Raw genomic sequence first — 15,707 nt, forward strand, 5'->3', positions numbered from 1 at the left:
TCAGTGACCCATGCCCAATCCGCCGTCAACCGGGATGACGGCTCCAGTGATGTACGAGGCGTCGTCGGAGGCGAGAAAGCGCACGGCGGCGGCGATCTCCTCCGGCTGCGCGTAACGGCCGAGCGGCACCTGGGACACGATGCCCTCGCGCTGCTCGTCGGTGAGCACCTTGGTCATATCGGTGTCCACGAAGCCGGGCGCGACGACATTGAACGTGATGTTCCGCGAGCCCAGCTCGCGGGCGAGCGAGCGGGCGAAACCGACGAGACCGGCCTTGGAGGCGGCGTAATTCGCCTGCCCCGCCGAGCCGAGCAGCCCCACGACCGAGGAGATCAGGACAACCCGGCCCTTCTTCGCGCGGAGCATCGCCCGGTTGGCGCGCTTCACGACGCGGAAGGTGCCGGTGAGATTGGTGTCGAGGACGGAGACGAAGTCCTCCTCCGACATCCGCATCAGCAACTGGTCCCGGGTGACGCCGGCATTGGCGACCAGCACCTCCACCGGGCCGTGCTTCTCCTCGATCTCCTTGTACGCCTGCTCCACCTGCTCGCTGTCGGTGATGTCGCAGCGCACGGCGAGAAAGCCCGCCGGGGGCTCGCCCGAGCGGTAGGTGATGGCGACTCTGTCGCCGGCTTCGGCGAAAGCGCGGGCGATGGCGAGGCCGATGCCCCGGTTTCCTCCGGTGACGAGAACCGAGCGGCTCAACGGATCACCCTTTCCATAGCAGTCGTGGTACCTCCGAAACTATCGGTACCGCTCCGCCGCCGGGGAATCGGGCAGTGACAGCACCGTCATCGAGTCACTGTCGGGTCTCTACAGAAAGAGGCCGAAACCGTGCCCCGCACATCGAACGCCGTCCGCCGCTCCCCGCCGGAGCGGTCCGCCCGCACATGATTCACTGCGGGTCTGCAGTCGTGTCGTCGCGTCGTCGGTCGCGTCGCCGCACCGGCCGAGAAGGGGAGGGCCCCTGTGCCCCATGACATCGATCAGACATTCCTCGCACTGCCCCTGCGGTCGCTCGCCGACGCCGCGCTCGCCCGGGCGAGGGCCCTGGGCGCGGTGCACGCGGACTTCCGCTTCGAGCGGGTGCGCAGCGCGGCCCGGCGGCTGCGGGACGCCAAACCGGCCGCGTCGTCGGACACGACGGACCTCGGGTACGCGGTGCGGGTGGTGCACGGCGGCGCCTGGGGGTTCGCCTCCGGTGTGGACATGACCATGGACGCGGCGGCGAAGGTCGCGAGTCAGGCCGTCGCGATGGCGAAGCTGTCGGCGCGGGTGATCGCCGCCGCCGGCTCCGACGAGCGGGTGGAGCTGGCGGACGAGCCGGTGCACGCGGAGAAGACCTGGGTCTCCTCGTACGCCGTCAATCCGTTCGATGTGCCCGACGAGGAGAAGACCGGCCTGCTCGCGGAGTGGAGCGGCCGGCTGCTGGCGGCGGACGGGGTGGCGCATGTGGACGCCTCGCTGCTCACCGTGCAGGAGAACAAGTTCTACGCGGACACCTCGGGCACCGTCACCACCCAGCAGCGGGTGCGGCTGCACCCCCAGCTCACCGCCGTCGCCGTGGACGAGACGACCGGCGAGTTCGACTCGATGCGGACGATCGCGCCGCCCGTGGGCCGCGGCTGGGAGTATCTGACCGGCACGGGCTGGGACTGGGACTCGGAGCTGGAGGAGATCCCCGGGCTGCTCGCGGAGAAGATGCGGGCCCCGAGCGTGAGCGCCGGCCGGTACGACCTGGTGGTGGACCCGTCGAACCTCTGGCTCACCATCCACGAGTCGATCGGCCACGCCACCGAGCTGGACCGGGCCCTGGGGTACGAGGCGGCGTACGCGGGGACCTCGTTCGCCACCTTCGACCAGCTGGGGAAGCTGGCGTACGGCTCGTCGGCGATGAATGTGACCGGTGACCGCACCGCCGAGCACGGGCTCGCGACCATCGGATACGACGACGAGGGCGTGCGGGCCCAATCCTGGGACCTGGTGCGCGGCGGCACGCTGGTCGGCTATCAGCTGGACCGGCGGATCGCGAGGCTGACGGGGCTCGGGCGCTCCAACGGGTGCGCGTACGCGGACTCCCCCGGCCATGTGCCCGTGCAGCGGATGGCGAATGTGTCGCTCCAGCCGGCGCCGGGCGGGCTGTCGACGGAGGATCTGATCGGCGGGGTGGAGCGCGGGATCTATGTCGTCGGCGACCGGTCGTGGTCGATCGACATGCAGCGGTACAACTTCCAGTTCACCGGGCAGCGGTTCTTCCGGATCGAGAACGGCCGGCTGGCGGGGCAGCTGCGGGATGTCGCCTACCAGGCGACGACCACGGAGTTCTGGGGCTCGATGGAGCAGGTGGGCGGCCCGCAGACCTATGTGCTGGGCGGCGCGTTCAACTGCGGCAAGGCCCAGCCGGGCCAGGTCGCGGCGGTCTCGCACGGCTGCCCGTCCGCCCTGTTCCGCGGGGTGAACATTTTGAACACGACGCAGGAGGCCGGACGATGAGCCGCACCAGCAAGCCGTACGACATCGTCGAGCGGGCTCTCGAGCTCTCCACCGCCGATGGCTGTGTCGTCATCGCGGACGAGCTCTCCTCGGCCAATCTGCGCTGGGCCGGCAACGCGCTGACCACCAACGGGGTCACCAGGGGCCGCAACCTGACCGTGATCGCGACCGTCGACGGCGCCCGGGGCACCGCGTCCGGGGTGGTCTCGCGGTCGGCGGTCACCGGTGAGGACCTGGAGTCGCTGGTGCGGGCGGCCGAGGCCGCCGCCCGGGAGTCGGGGCCGGCGGAGGACGCGGGGCCGCTGGTCGCCGGGCCCGCCGAGTCCCCCGGCTTCCGGGACGCGCCGGCCGAGACCTCGTCGGCCGTCTTCACGGATTTCGCGCCGGCGCTCGGCGAGGCCTTCGCGCGGGCCCGGGCCGGCGGGCGGGAGCTGTACGGATTCGCCAACCACGAGATGACCTCCACCTACCTCGGCACCTCCACCGGGCTGCGGCTCCGGCACGATCAGCCGAACGGGACGCTGGAGCTGAACGCGAAGTCGCCCGACGGCTCCCGCTCGGCGTGGGCGGGGCGGTCGACGCGGGACTTCACGGATGTGGACCCGGGGGCGCTGGACGAGGAGCTGGAGCGGCGGCTGGGCTGGGCCCGGCGGCGGGTCGAGCTGCCCGCCGGGCGGTACGAGACGCTGCTGCCGCCCACGGCCGTCGCGGATCTGCTGATCTACCAGCTCTGGTCGTCCACGGCCCGGGACGCGGTGGAGGGCCGTACGGTCTTCTCCCGGCCGGGCGGCGGGACCCGGGTCGGGGAGACGCTCTCCCCGCTGCCGATGAATCTGCGCAGCGACCCGGAGGAGCCGGGCCTCCAGTCCGCGCCGTTCATGATCGCGCATGCCTCGGGGGACGACGCCTCCGTCTTCGACAACGGTCTGCCGCTGGCCCGGACGGACTGGGTACGGGACGGAAGGCTGGAGCATCTGGTGACCACCCGGCACAGCGCGGGGCTGACCGGGCTGCCGGTCGCGCCGGGCGCCGGGAATCTGATCCTGGACGGCGGGGGCGAGCGCTCGCTGGAGGAGATGGTCGCGGCGACCGAGCGGGGACTGCTGCTGACCTGTCTCTGGTACATCCGCGAGGTGGACCCGGCGACGCTGCTGCTGACGGGGCTGACCAGGGACGGCGTCTATCTCGTGGAGAACGGGGAGGTGACCGGGGCGGTGAACAACTTCCGCTTCAACGAGTCGCCCGTCGATCTGCTCTCGCGGGCCGCGGAGGCGGGCCGTACGGAGAAGACGCTGCCGCGCGAGTGGGGCGACTGGTTCACCCGCGCCGCGATGCCCGCGCTGCGGGTGCCGGATTTCAATATGAGTTCTGTCAGCCAGGGCGTATAACCTCAATGGGGCCGAGAGGCACTCCCGGCACGCGCACAGAGCACATGAAACACATGAAGCACATCTGAGGAGACACGAGAGACGTGACGGACATCGTCGACGAGCTGCGGTGGCGCGGGCTGATCGCCCAGTCCACCGACGAGGACGCACTGCGGAAGGCGTTCGCGGACGGCCCCGTCACGTTCTATTGCGGCTTCGACCCGACGGCGCCCAGTCTGCACCTGGGCAACCTGGTGCAGATCCTCACCATGCGCCGGCTCCAGCTGGCGGGGAACCGCCCGCTGGGCCTGGTCGGCGGCGCCACCGGTCTGATCGGCGACCCGAAGCCCAATGCCGAGCGCACGCTGAACGAGCCGGAGACCGTCGCCGAGTGGGTCGGCCGGCTGGGCGGGCAGATCGAGCGGTTCCTCGACTTCGACGGTCCGCACGCGGCCACCATGGTCAACAACCTGGACTGGACGTCGGGTCTCTCGGCGATCGGCTTCCTGCGGGATGTCGGCAAGTACTTCCGGGTCAACAAGATGATCGCGAAGGAGGCGGTCGCCCGGCGGCTGAACTCCGACGCGGGGATCAGCTACACCGAGTTCAGCTACCAGATCCTCCAGGGGATGGACTACCTGGAGCTGTACCGGCGGCACGGCTGCACCCTCCAGACCGGCGGCAGCGACCAGTGGGGCAACCTCACCACGGGCACCGATCTGATCCACCGGGTGGAGCCGGAGGCCGTGGTGCACGCCCTGGCCACTCCGCTGATCACCAAGGCGGACGGCACCAAGTTCGGGAAGACGGAGTCCGGCACCGTCTGGCTGGACGCCGAGCGGACCACTCCGTACGCGTTCTACCAGTTCTGGCTGAACGCGGACGACCGCGATGTCTCCAAGTTCCTGCGGATCTTCAGCTTCCGGTCCCGGGCGGAGATCGAGGAGCTGGAGCGGCTGACCGAGGAGCGTCCGCAGGCGCGGGCGGCTCAGCGGGCGCTGGCGGAGGAGCTGACGACACTGGTGCACGGCGCCGACCACTGCGCGGCGGCGGTCTACGCGTCGAAGGCGCTCTTCGGCCAGGGCGAGCTGGCCGAGCTGGACGAGGCGACGCTGCGATCGGCGCTCTCCGAGCTGCCGCACGCCAAGGTCGCCGAGCCGGCCCCGGTGGTGGATCTCCTGGTGGAGGTCGGTCTGGTGGCCAGCAAGTCGGCGGCCCGGCGGACCGTGAAGGAGGGCGGGGCCTATGTGAACAATGTCAAGGTCACGGCCGAGGACGCGGTGGTGGCGCGGGAGGAGCTGCTGCACGGGCGGTGGCTGGTGCTGCGCCGGGGCAAGAAGAATCTCGCGGCGGTCGAGATCGGCTGAGCCGGTCCCCGGGGGTCCGGGTCCGCCGGCATGGCGCGCCCGGGTCCTCTCGGCATGGCGCGGCGGCCGGACGGAGAGTCTCCGTCCGGCCGCCGCGCGCCGTGCTCGGTGCGGGTCAGGTGCGCTGTTTGTTGGCGCGCAGCGCGATCCAGGCCCGGTCGCCGATGAAGACCAGGACGACCGCGAAGATGAGCTGGAGGGCGTGCCGTCCCCAGTCGAAGCCCGGGGTCTCCTCGATGCCCATGCCGCCCGCGGCCCAGTTGCCGAGCACCGCGCCGCCGATGCCGCAGATGGTGGCCAGCCACAAGGGAAGGTGCTGTTTCCCGGGCAGGATCGCCTTGGCGATCAGGCCCAGCACAAATCCCACGATGATCGCCCACAACCAGCCCATGGCTGCCTCCTCGTACGGCTCCGCGTGAGCAGTTACGCCGTCAGTCTCGGCCCATCCGGCCTACCGCGCATGTCGGACGGGGCCATACGCGTTTCGGCGGAGGTGGAGCGATCAGGGGCGGCCCGCCCCCGCTCTCGTAGGCGTCGCAGGTGCGGCGTACCGTGGAGGGGCCCGGGACCGAGGTGTGTCCGGCAGGGAAAACAGGTGGTGGAATGTGATGCGGAAGCAGGCCGACGCGGAGATCTTCCGGATCACGGGGGCCCGTCAGGGGCTCACCGACGATGTGCGCGGAAGGCAGCGGCGCTATGTGATCTCGATGTCCGTGCGGACCCTGTCGGTGGTTCTCGCGGCCGTGCTGTGGAACGTGGAACGCCATGTGGCCATCGTGGCGCTGGCACTCGGCATCCTCCTCCCCTATGTCGCCGTGGTGATCGCCAACGCGGGCCGGGAGAACGCCCCTTCGCTGCCGTCGGCCTATGTGCGCGGACCGTTCACCCCGGAGCTGGCGCCGGCCGTGGCGCCGGAGCCGGAGAAGCCCCGCCGGGCACCGCAGCCGGAATCCGACCCGGAATCGACCGGACGGGATGCCGCGTACGGCGCCGGGGACGGCACCGGATCGGGGCGCAGCCGTCAGGAGCGCGAGCCGGGCTGATGCCCGGCGCCGGCGGCCCGCGATCCTCAGGAAAAGCTCAGACTCTTTCGTGAAGTTCCGGTGCACCGCACCCGGTTACCCATGACATACTTCGTACGCGCTCCGCATCCCCCGTCGGAGCGACGGACCGACGCCGGGCAGCTCCCCCCGTGGCTGCCCGGCGTCGCCATGTAGTGGAGCATTGCGCTGGTGAGTGACGAGTCCCCGATCTGTTCCGCCAAGGGCTGCCGTGCGCCGGCCGTGTGGGTGCTGGCCTGGAACAACCCGAAGCTGCACACTCCGGAGCGCCGCAAGACCTGGCTGGCGTGCGAGGAGCACCGTGAGCATCTCTCCCAGTTCCTCGGTGTGCGCGGCTTCCTGAAGGACGTGGTGGCGCTGGAGGAGTGGGAGCGGTCCCAGGGGTCCGACGGCTCCCGCTGAGCCCCGGGGCGCCGGGTCCGCCGGTGCCGGTCTCAGCCGCCGATCGCCGACATGGGGCGCTCCGGCTGGAGGAACGCCGGATCGTCCAGCCCCGAGCCCGCCTTCTTGCCCCACATGGCCACCTTCCAGAGCCGGGCTATCTCCTCGTCGGACGCCTCCGAACGCAGTGCGGCGCGCAGATCGGTCTCCTCGCGGGCGAAGAGGCAGGTGCGGATCTGGCCGTCGGCGGTGAGCCGGGTGCGGTCGCACGCGGCGCAGAAGGGGCGGGTGACGGAGGCGATGACGCCGACCCGGTGCGGTCCGCCGTCCACCACCCAGCGCTCGGCGGGGGACGATCCGCGCTCCTCGCCGCCCTCGGGGGTGAGGGTGAAGCGGGTGCGCAGCGACTCCAGGATGTCACCCGCGGTGATCATGCCGTCGCGCTTCCAGCCGTGCTGGGCGTCGAGCGGCATCTGCTCGATGAAGCGGAGCTGATAGCCCTCGGCGACGGCCCAGGCGAGCAGCTCGGGTGCCTCGTCGTCGTTGAGGCCGGGCATGAGGACGGTGTTGACCTTGACGGGGGTGAGCCCCGCGGCGCGGGCGGCCCGGAGGCCGTCGAGGACGTCATGGTGGCGGTCGCGGCGGGTGAGCTTCCGGAAGACCTCGGGGCGCAGGGTGTCCAGCGAGACATTGACCCGGTCGAGACCGGCGGCGCGCAGGGCGCCGGCGGTGCGCTGAAGGCCGATGCCGTTGGTGGTCAGCGACATCCGGGGGCGCGGGCCGAGGCGGGCGCAGCGCTCCACGATCCCGACGAGGCCGGGGCGGAGCAGGGGCTCCCCGCCGGTGAAGCGGACCTCGGTGACGCCGAGGAGGGTGACCGCGATCCGTATCAGCCGGACTATCTCGTCGTCATCGAGGAGGTCGGGCTTGGCGAGCCACTGGAGGCCCTCCTCCGGCATGCAGTACGTACACCGCAGATTGCATCGGTCGGTGAGGGAAACACGCAGGTCGGTGGCGACACGGCGGTACGAGTCGACGAGCAACGCGGGTCCCTCCCCGAATCCGGTGGTGCGAGGCTCCGCAGGGTTGCGGCACTGTTCGGTGACTGCTCTCCCACCGAGCCTACGTCAGACCACTGACACCACCGGGCCCGTCCGCCCCGGAAACGGGTGCGGAGACCGGCGCGGAGACCGGCGCGGCTCTGCCGGGAGGTCCGGACGGAGCCGCGCCGGAGCACGACCGGAGGACGGACGGAGCACGGCCGGATCAGTGGGCTCCGGTTCCGGTGAGGGACTTGACCTCCAGTTCCGCGTACTTCCCTGCGTCGGGCTTCTCCTTCGACAGCACCGAGCCGAGCCAGCCGAGGAGGAAGCCGAGCGGGATGGAGACCAGGCCCGGATTCTCCAGCGGGAAGATGTAGAAGTCGGCGTTCTTGAACATCGAGGTCGGCTTGCCGGAGACGACCGGGGAGAAGAGGACGAGGACCACGGAGGAGACCAGGCCGCCGTAGATCGACCAGAGGGCGCCCTGGGTGGTGAACTTCTTCCAGAAGAGGCTGTAGAGGATCGTCGGCAGGTTCGCGGAGGCCGCGACGGCGAAGGCGAGGGCGACCAGCCCGGCGACATTGAGATCGCGGGCGAGGGCGCCGAGCCCGATGGAGACGACTCCGATGGCGACGGTCGCCCAGCGGGCGGCGCGGACCTCCTCCTTCTCGGTGGCCTGCCCCCGGCGGATGACATTGGCGTAGATGTCATGGGCGAAGGAGGAGGACGAGGCGAGGGTGAGCCCGGCGACCACCGCGAGGATGGTGGCGAAGGCGACGGCGGAGATCACGGCGAGGAGGATCGCGCCGCCCGCGGAGTCGGTGCCGCCGATGTGGAGGGCGAGCAGCGGCGCGGCGGTGTTCCCGGCCTTGTTGGAGGCGGTGATCTCCTGCGGTCCGACGATGGCCGCGGCGCCGAAGCCGAGGGCGATCGTCATGAGGTAGAAGGCGCCGATGATGCCGATGGCCCAGTTGACCGACTTCCGGGCGGCCTTCGCGGTGGGCACCGTGTAGAAGCGGATCAGGATGTGGGGCAGCCCCGCGGTGCCGAGGACGAGCGCGATACCGAGGGAGATGAAGTCCAGCTTCGAGGTCTCGGTGGCGCCGTACTTGAGGCCGGGCTCCAGGAACGCGGAGCCGTGGCCGCTCTTCTCGGCGGCGGTGCCCAGCAGATCGGAGATGTTGAAGTTGAACTTCAGCAGCACCAGGAACGTGATGAGGAGCGTGCCCGCGATGAGGAGGACCGCCTTGACCATCTGGACCCAGGTGGTGCCCTTCATCCCGCCGATGGTGACGTACAGGATCATCAGCACGCCGACAAGGGCGACGATCAGGACCTTGCCGCTGTCGCTGGTGATGCCCAGCAGCAGGGAGACCAGGACACCGGCGCCGGCCATCTGCGCGAGGAGGTAGAAGATGGAGACGACGATGGTGGAGGTGCCGGCGGCGGTGCGGACCGGGCGCTGGCGCATCCGGTAGGCGAGGACGTCGCCCATGGTGAAGCGGCCGGAGTTGCGGAGCGGTTCGGCGACCAGCAGCAGGGCGACCAGCCAGGCCACCAGGAAGCCGATGGAGTAGAGGAAGCCGTCGTAGCCGAAGAGGGCGATGGCGCCCGCGATGCCGAGGAAGGACGCGGCGGACATGTAGTCGCCGGAGATCGCCAGGCCGTTCTGGAAGCCGGTGAACTGGCGTCCGCCGGCGTAGAAGTCGGCGGCGGACTTGGTCTGGCGGCCCGCCCAGACGGTGATGGCGAGGGTGGCCACCACGAAGGCGCCGAAGAGGGTGATGATCAGCGGCCGGTGTTCGGTGGTGGCGCTGGAGGCGGCGAGGTGGATCAGGTCGGAGGCGTGTACCAGGTCGGGGGCCATCGGCCCGGGGGTGCTCACAGCTCGGCCTCCATCCGTGCCTTGATGGCGTCGGCCCGGGGGTCGAGCTTCGCCGCCGCGTGCCGCGAGTAGAACCAGGCGATGAGGAAGGTCGTCACGAACTGGGCGAGACCGAAGACGAGCGCCACGTTGATGTTGCCGAAGACTCTGGTGCCCATGAAGCCGCCCGCGTAGTTCGAGAGCAGGACGTACAGGAGGTACCAGAGGATGAACGCGACGGTCAGGGGAAAGGCGAAGGAGCGGTAGGTGCGGCGCAGTTCGCCGAACTCCGCGCTCTGCTGCACCGCGACGAACTGCTCGGTCGTGGGCTGTGCGGGACTGGTGTCGGTCCCGCCGTGGGGCGGTGGCGGCGCATCGGAAGCCACGGATTCTCCTCGTGACGCGGGAGCGGTGGGGATGGTCAAGTCGGGCCTTCGTTCAAGCGGGTCCAGGGAGGCGGTTTGATGTTGCTCCACCTCCTGACAACGGCACGGGGAGCACGCCGGACCGGTTCAACATCGGCCTTTTTTCTTCGGGATCGACACTTTCCCTTCAGGTTTTCCGCTCATACGCATTGATGGTGATCAAGATCGGCGATAGCTTCGCTGGTCATGTACCCGTCCAGGCGCACACGGCGCCCGGGCGGCTGTCACGGATGATGTGGAGAACCCATGGCTCATCTGGGAACCAGACGGCGGCGCGTCCTCGCACTCCCCGTCGGTCTGGCGCTCACGGCCTCGCTCGGCTTCCTTCCGGCGGGATCGGCCACCGCCGTTCCGGCCTCGGTCCCGGCCGGCGCGGTGGTGACCGACGGTCCGAAGCTGTCGTACGTGGTCAATGTCGCGGGTGGCCGGCACACCGCCAAGACGGTGAAGAAGGCGATAGCCGAGGCCGGCGGATCGATCGTGATCGCCTATGACCGCATAGGCGTCATAGTCGTCCACTCGCAGAACCCGGACTTCGCGAAGACGATCCGCACGGTGCGCGGCGTCGAGTCGGCCGGTGCCACGCGTACGGCTCCGATGGCCGCCGCGACGGACACGGCGATCGACTCCGAGCGCCCGCTGACCGCCCAGGAGGCCCTGGCGTCGGTGGCCAGGGCGACGGCGGACCAGGACCCGCTGGAGCCGCTCCAGTGGAGCCTGCCCGCCATCAAGGCGGACAAGGCGCACGAGCGGACCCTCGGCAGCAAGAAGGTCACGGTCGCCGTCATCGACACCGGAGTGGACGACACCCACCCGGATCTGGCGCCCAACTTCGACGAGCGGGCCTCGGCCAACTGCGTGTCGGGCAAGCCGGACACCACACCCGGCTCCTGGCGCCCCGGTCCCACCGAGAGCGACCACGGCACCCATGTCGCGGGCACCATCGCCGCGGCGAAGAACGGGGTCGGCGTCACCGGTGTCGCGCCGGGCGTCAAGGTCTCCGGCATCAAGGTGTCGACGACGGCGGGGTTCTTCTACACCGAGGCGGTTGTCTGCGGCTTCATGTGGGCCGCCGAGAAGGGCGTCGAGGTCACCAACAACAGCTACTACACGGACCCGTGGCTGTTCAACTGCAAGAACGACCCGGACCAGAAGGCCCTGGTCGAGGCCGTCTCCCGGGCCACCGTCTACGCCGAGAAGAAGGGCGCGGTGAACCTGGCCGCGGCCGGCAACTCCGCGATGGACCTGGCGGCGGACCAGCTGAAGGACACCACCAGCCCCAATGACACCACTCCGGTGGAGCGGACCGTCGACCCGGGCGAGTGCCTGGACATCCCGACGCAGATCCCGGGCGTGGTGACGACCTCCTCGCTGGGCGCCAAGGACCTGAAGTCCTCGTTCTCCAACTACGGTGACGACGTCATCGACATCTCCGCCCCCGGCGGCGACCGCACCGCCTACCAGGCGCCCGAGGCGCCGGCCGTGGACGGCCGCATCCTCTCGACCAGCACCAACGGCCGGTACCTCTACAAGGCCGGTACGTCGATGGCCACGCCGCACGCCGCGGGAGTCGTCGCACTCCTGAAGTCGAAGCACCCCGGCGCCTCCCCGCAGGCGATCAAGGGTCTGCTGTACGCGCAGGCGGACGACCGGGCGTGCACCAACCCGTACGACTACAACGGTGACGGCACCGTGGACGCGGTCTGCGAGGGCGGCAAGCAGAAGAACAGCTTCTACGGCGCCGGCGTCGCGGACGCGCTGGACGCGGTGCGCCGCTAGGGAGTCTCCTTCCGGATCGGGCCGGATCGGCGAGCGGGGTCCGGTGCCGGGGCTCCCGAGCCCGGCAAGATCCGGAACGGACAACCCCGATCCTGCCGGAACACGGCACGGACGAGCGTGTGCGGGGCCGGGCGCGGACGGCGCGCCCGGCCCCTGCTGTGTGCGCGGGCCCGGCCGGCGACAGCCTCAGCGGTCGGGGAGCGGTGGCTCCCGGCGGCAGTGGGCCAGGACGCCCAGGGCGAGGAGGAGCTGGGCCGTGCTGTACAGGAACATGATCCAGAAGTCGGGCGCGGGCGGCTGCGGCCATCCCGCCACCTCCGTCGCGATGATCAGGTCCGAGACCAGGAAGAGCGCGCCGCCCGCGCCGGCGACGGGGCCGAGTCCGCCGGCCCGCCACGCCATGACCGTCAGCAGCAGGGCGTACACGGCGACCGGGACGCGCAGTTCGGCGGGGAGGCCGGTCCACAGCAGGGCGACGGCGGCCACCAGCGTCACGGCGTACGCGGGGGCGAGACCGGCGGGCGGGTGGCGGCGGCCGAAGAGGCGGAGATAGCAGAGGTGGCCCAGGGCGAAGGAGCCCATGCCCGCGAGAAAGGCCCACTCCGCGTCCAGGAGCAGGAACACATCGCCGCCCCAGCCCAGGAGCAGCGCGGCGGCGAGGAGCCGGGGGCCGCCGCGTACCAGGGTGTACGCGGCGAGCAGCGGCATCAGCAGCGGCTTGGCGATCCAGTGGCCCGGTTCGGCGCCCGCGAGGAGGGAGCCGAGGTCGGCGAGGACCGCGAGTGCGAAGGCGGTGAGGAGGGCCGGGGCGAGGGTTTCGCGGACACGGCTCCGGGGGCGGAGGTCCGGCGCGCTCATCGGCTGCTCCCGGGGAGGTGCGCGGCCGGGGCGGGGGCGGGGCCGGCGCTCGGGGCAGTGGCCGGGGCGGGGGCGGGGGCCGGGCCCGGAGGGGCGGGTGGGCCTGGAGGGGTGAGTAGGTTCGGAGGGGCGGGTGGGTTCGGAGGGGCGGGTGGCCGCCAGCCGGGGCCCCGGAGGAGATGCCCCGCCCGCTCCCGCCAGCCGCGCGCCGCCCGCAGGTCGCGGGCGATGGCGGCGTACTCATGGGTGGCGACCCGCAGGGGGTTGTGGGTGCCGATGTTCTTGGTGAGGCCGAAGACGCACCGCTCGGTCTCGGGGGCGAAGGAGCCGAAGAGCCGGTCCCAGACGATCAGGATGCCGCCGAAGTTGCGGTCGAGATAGCCGCCCTGGGAGGCGTGGTGCACCCGGTGGTGGGAGGGCGTGTTGAACAGGTACTCCAGCGGCCGGGGCAGCCTGCCCACCCGTTCGGTGTGCACCCAGAACTGGTAGACGAGATTGACCGAGGCGCAGAGGGCGACCACGGCCGGGTGCACCCCGCAGGCGACGAGCGGCAGATAGAACGGCCAGACGGTCAGGCTCGTCCAGGGCTGGCGCAGCGCGGTGGTGAGGTTGAAGTACCGGCTGGAGTGGTGGACCACATGACAGGCCCACAGAACGCGGACCATGTGGTGGCCCCGGTGGGACCAGTAGTAGAGGAAGTCCTGGGCGAGCAGGATCAGCGGCAGGGTCCACCACAGGAGGGGGACACGGGCCGGGGTGAGTTCGTACACGACCGTGTGGATCGCGACAGCGGGGATCTTCCAGAGGAAGTCGAAGACGATGCTGCCGAGTCCCATGGTGACGCTGGTGGCCGCGTCCTTGCCGTCCCAGCCCGCGGCGCGCTCGTCGGGGCGGAACCGGCAGGCGGCCATCTCCACCGCGGTGAGCAGCACAAAGGCGGGTATGGACCACAGCACGACGTCGGGCGGGTTCGGCATGGGTGCACCGTAGAGGCGGCGGCCCGGACGGGGCTAGATGGTGTTACCCACAAGTATGTGAGACGGATTGTCAGCTCGTTTTGGTGAGTTCCGCCAACTCCCCGCGCCCGCGCGGAGCACGGCGGCGGGAGGGGCCGGTACCGGGCGGTCGGATCGGGCCCTGTCAGTGGGGGCCCGTATTCTCTGTGACCATGCTCGATGACAGCACCGCAGCAGCGACGGCGTGGCCGGCCGCGTATCCCGAGGGGTACGCGGTCGTCGACGTGGAGACCACCGGCCTCGCCCGCGACGACCGGATAGTCTCCGCTGCCGTGTACCGGCTGGACGCCTTCGGCGAGGTCCAGGACCACTGGTACACACTGGTGAACCCGGAGCGCGACCCGGGCCCGGTGTGGATTCACGGGCTCACCAGCGAGGTGCTCGAAGGCGCCCCGCTCTTCGGGGACATCGCCGACGACTTCTCCGAGCGGCTGGCCGACCGGGTGCTCGTCGCGCACAACGCCGTCTTCGACTGGTCCATGATCGCCCGGGAGTACGCCCGCGCCCAGCGGGCCGCGCCCACCCGGCAGCGGCTGTGCACCATCGCGCTCGCCAAGGAGCTGGCGCTGCCGCTGCCCAATCACAAGCTGGAGTCGCTGGCGGCCCACTTCGGTGTCGTCCAGGAGCGCGCCCACCACGCGCTGGACGACGCCCGGGTGCTGGCCGAGGCCTTCCGCCCCAGCCTGCACAGCGCGGCCCGGGACGGCGTGCGGCTGCCGCTGCTGGAGTGCCGTCCGCTGACCGAGTGGTCGGACTCCCCCGCCGCTCCCCGCCCCGGCGGCCCCCCGTCCTTCGGGCCGTCCGGACGGTACGGCCAGGGAAGCTGGCGCCCCTCGCGGAAGCGGCCCGCCTGCCCCCACCCCAACCCGGGGCGGTACGAGCCGGGGAAGCCGCTGAAACAGGGCATGCGGGTGGCGTTCTCCGGCGACACCTCCATCGACCGGGAGCTGCTGGAGGACCGCGCCATCGAGGCGGGACTGCACATCGCCACCAGCGTCTCCCGGCTGACGAGCCTGCTGGTGACCAACGATCCGGGCGCGGCGACCTCCAAGACCGTCAAGGCCGCGTCCTACGGCACCCCGGTGATGGACGAGGCGGCCTTCACCCAGCTGCTGCGCGATGTGACCCCGGCCGACGGAGCCGGGAGGGTCTAGGCCGTCTCTTTCGGATCAGGCCGGATCGGTGAGCGGGACCCCCCGCGAGGCACCGCCGGGGCAGGAGGTACGGTCGACGCCGTGTACCGCTTCCTGTTGTCCCGGCAGTGGGTGATCCTCACCCTCATCGGCCTCGTGCTCATCCCGACGATGATCGAGCTGGGCTTCTGGCAGTTCCACCGCCATGAGCGCCGGGTCGAGCAGAACGCGCTCATCGCGCGCAATCTGGAGGCCGCGCCGGTCCCGGTGACCGAGCTGACCTCCCCCGGGCACTCCGTACCGCGCTCGGACTACTGGCGCGCGATCACCGCCACCGGCACCTACGACACCGACGGCGAGGTCGTCGTCCGGCGCCGCACCAACGTCGACGAGAAGGTCGGCGTCCATGTGCTGACCCCGCTGGTCCTCACCGACGGCCGGGTGGTCCTGGTCAACCGCGGCTGGATTCCGGCGGCGCCCCACCAGACGGCGTACCCGGCGGTGCCGCCCGCGCCCCGGGGCGAGGTCACCGTCACCGGCCGGCTGAAGGCGGACGAGACCACCCGGGGCAGCGGAATCAAGGACCTCGCCGGGCTGCCCGACCGCCAGGTGATGCTGATCAACAGCGAGCAGCAGTCCGAACTGCTCGGCAAGCAGGTGCTCGGCGGGTATCTGGAGCAGACCGGCCGGAAGGACGGCGAGAAGTCCCCGGAGCTGATCCCCGCGCCCGACCACGACTCCATCGGCGCCCATATGGCCTACGCCGTCCAGTGGTGGCTGTTCACCGCCGGAGTCCCCATCGGCTGGGTGATCCTCGTCCGCCGCGAGGTGCGCGACCGGCGTGCGGCGGCGGCCGCCGGAACCACCCCGGAGCCGGTCCCGGCGAACGCCTGACACCGCGCCGCGCCTGATTGGCCCCG

The 15,707-nt window shown here is 70.9% G+C and carries 15 protein-coding genes; 8 read left to right on the top strand and 7 right to left on the bottom strand.

All coding sequences use genetic code 11. The features are described from left to right. Complete coding sequence (gene fabG, locus ACWCRA_RS30660; protein ID WP_351553341.1) at nt 1-705, bottom strand: 3-oxoacyl-[acyl-carrier-protein] reductase; 705 nt, start codon at nt 703-705, stop codon at nt 1-3. Between the two features lie 264 nt (nt 706-969). Here fabG and ACWCRA_RS30665 point away from each other — a divergent pair, with 264 nt between their 5' ends. From ACWCRA_RS30665 to tyrS, 3 genes are all read left to right on the top strand, one after another. Further along, nucleotides 970-2,493 carry a TldD/PmbA family protein gene (locus ACWCRA_RS30665; protein ID WP_351553338.1) on the top strand — a complete coding sequence of 508 codons (1,524 nt, stop codon included), beginning with the start codon at nt 970-972 and terminating at the stop codon, nt 2,491-2,493. Further along, complete coding sequence (locus tag ACWCRA_RS30670; RefSeq protein ID WP_351553335.1) at nt 2,490-3,881, top strand: metallopeptidase TldD-related protein; 1,392 nt, start codon at nt 2,490-2,492, stop codon at nt 3,879-3,881. The genes ACWCRA_RS30665 and ACWCRA_RS30670 overlap by 4 nt, the downstream gene beginning before the upstream one ends. A gap of 83 nt (nt 3,882-3,964) precedes the next feature. After that, nucleotides 3,965-5,227, top strand: coding sequence for a tyrosine--tRNA ligase (gene tyrS, locus ACWCRA_RS30675; protein WP_351553333.1), 1,263 nt, complete (start codon nt 3,965-3,967; stop codon nt 5,225-5,227). A 115-nt stretch (nt 5,228-5,342) separates the two neighbouring features. Here the strand turns inward: tyrS and ACWCRA_RS30680 are convergent, their stop codons facing one another. Next, nucleotides 5,343-5,618 (bottom strand): GlsB/YeaQ/YmgE family stress response membrane protein, encoded by a 276-nt coding sequence (locus tag ACWCRA_RS30680; RefSeq protein ID WP_351553330.1) that lies wholly within the window; start codon nt 5,616-5,618, stop codon nt 5,343-5,345. A gap of 217 nt (nt 5,619-5,835) precedes the next feature. On the opposite strand from ACWCRA_RS30680, the gene ACWCRA_RS30685 reads away from it, so the two are divergent. Both ACWCRA_RS30685 and ACWCRA_RS30690 read left to right on the top strand, forming a co-directional pair. Continuing rightward, nucleotides 5,836-6,270 (top strand): DUF3099 domain-containing protein, encoded by a 435-nt coding sequence (locus ACWCRA_RS30685; RefSeq protein ID WP_351553327.1) that lies wholly within the window; start codon nt 5,836-5,838, stop codon nt 6,268-6,270. Between the two features lie 189 nt (nt 6,271-6,459). Continuing rightward, a complete protein-coding gene (locus ACWCRA_RS30690; protein ID WP_351553324.1) occupies nt 6,460-6,690 on the top strand; it encodes a hypothetical protein in 231 nt (76 codons plus the stop codon). 32 nt (nt 6,691-6,722) lie between these two features. Here the strand turns inward: ACWCRA_RS30690 and moaA are convergent, their stop codons facing one another. From moaA to ACWCRA_RS30705, 3 genes are all read right to left on the bottom strand, one after another. Then, complete coding sequence (gene moaA, locus ACWCRA_RS30695; protein WP_351553321.1) at nt 6,723-7,712, bottom strand: GTP 3',8-cyclase MoaA; 990 nt, start codon at nt 7,710-7,712, stop codon at nt 6,723-6,725. A 223-nt stretch (nt 7,713-7,935) separates the two neighbouring features. Beyond that, nucleotides 7,936-9,579, bottom strand: a complete 1,644-nt coding sequence (locus ACWCRA_RS30700) for a solute symporter family protein (protein ID WP_451069145.1) — start codon at nt 9,577-9,579, stop codon at nt 7,936-7,938. 14 nt (nt 9,580-9,593) lie between these two features. After that, nucleotides 9,594-9,962: a DUF485 domain-containing protein gene (locus tag ACWCRA_RS30705; RefSeq protein WP_351553319.1), complete on the bottom strand. Its 369-nt coding sequence runs from the start codon at nt 9,960-9,962 to the stop codon at nt 9,594-9,596. 285 nt (nt 9,963-10,247) lie between these two features. Between ACWCRA_RS30705 and ACWCRA_RS30710 the strand changes: the two genes are divergently transcribed. After that, entirely contained in the window at nt 10,248-11,780 is a 1,533-nt protein-coding gene (locus tag ACWCRA_RS30710; protein ID WP_351553316.1) for a S8 family peptidase, read from the top strand. A gap of 186 nt (nt 11,781-11,966) precedes the next feature. On the opposite strand, the gene ACWCRA_RS30715 is transcribed toward ACWCRA_RS30710, so the two are convergent. Then, entirely contained in the window at nt 11,967-12,638 is a 672-nt protein-coding gene (locus tag ACWCRA_RS30715) for a lysoplasmalogenase (protein ID WP_351553313.1), read from the bottom strand. Further along, the gene (locus tag ACWCRA_RS30720; RefSeq protein ID WP_451069128.1) at nt 12,635-13,615 is read right to left on the bottom strand and encodes a sterol desaturase family protein; all 981 of its coding nucleotides are present in this window, start codon (nt 13,613-13,615) and stop codon (nt 12,635-12,637) included. The genes ACWCRA_RS30715 and ACWCRA_RS30720 overlap by 4 nt, the downstream gene beginning before the upstream one ends. Nucleotides 13,616-13,806: 191 nt before the next feature. Here ACWCRA_RS30720 and ACWCRA_RS30725 point away from each other — a divergent pair, with 191 nt between their 5' ends. Together ACWCRA_RS30725 and ACWCRA_RS30730 are read left to right on the top strand one after the other, a co-directional pair. After that, nucleotides 13,807-14,808: a DEDDh family exonuclease gene (locus tag ACWCRA_RS30725; protein ID WP_351553308.1), complete on the top strand. Its 1,002-nt coding sequence runs from the start codon at nt 13,807-13,809 to the stop codon at nt 14,806-14,808. Between the two features lie 81 nt (nt 14,809-14,889). Further along, nucleotides 14,890-15,681: an SURF1 family cytochrome oxidase biogenesis protein gene (locus tag ACWCRA_RS30730; RefSeq protein WP_351553305.1), complete on the top strand. Its 792-nt coding sequence runs from the start codon at nt 14,890-14,892 to the stop codon at nt 15,679-15,681. Nucleotides 15,682-15,707 lie beyond the last annotated feature (26 nt).

Source organism: Streptomyces sp. NPDC001889 (assembly GCF_053594535.1).

Bases quoted from the DNA above. Each gene is read 5' to 3' on its own strand.
- ACWCRA_RS30685 (WP_351553327.1), top strand. From the start codon at position 5,836: ATGCGGAAGCAGGCCGACGCGGAGATCTTCCGGATCACGGGGGCCCGT.
- ACWCRA_RS30710 (WP_351553316.1), top strand. From the start codon at position 10,248: ATGGCTCATCTGGGAACCAGACGGCGGCGCGTCCTCGCACTCCCCGTC.
- ACWCRA_RS30715 (WP_351553313.1), bottom strand. From the start codon at position 12,638: ATGAGCGCGCCGGACCTCCGCCCCCGGAGCCGTGTCCGCGAAACCCTC.
- ACWCRA_RS30700 (WP_451069145.1), bottom strand. From the start codon at position 9,579: ATGGCCCCCGACCTGGTACACGCCTCCGACCTGATCCACCTCGCCGCC.
- ACWCRA_RS30670 (WP_351553335.1), top strand. From the start codon at position 2,490: ATGAGCCGCACCAGCAAGCCGTACGACATCGTCGAGCGGGCTCTCGAG.
- ACWCRA_RS30720 (WP_451069128.1), bottom strand. From the start codon at position 13,615: ATGCCGAACCCGCCCGACGTCGTGCTGTGGTCCATACCCGCCTTTGTG.
- ACWCRA_RS30680 (WP_351553330.1), bottom strand. From the start codon at position 5,618: ATGGGCTGGTTGTGGGCGATCATCGTGGGATTTGTGCTGGGCCTGATC.
- ACWCRA_RS30725 (WP_351553308.1), top strand. From the start codon at position 13,807: ATGCTCGATGACAGCACCGCAGCAGCGACGGCGTGGCCGGCCGCGTAT.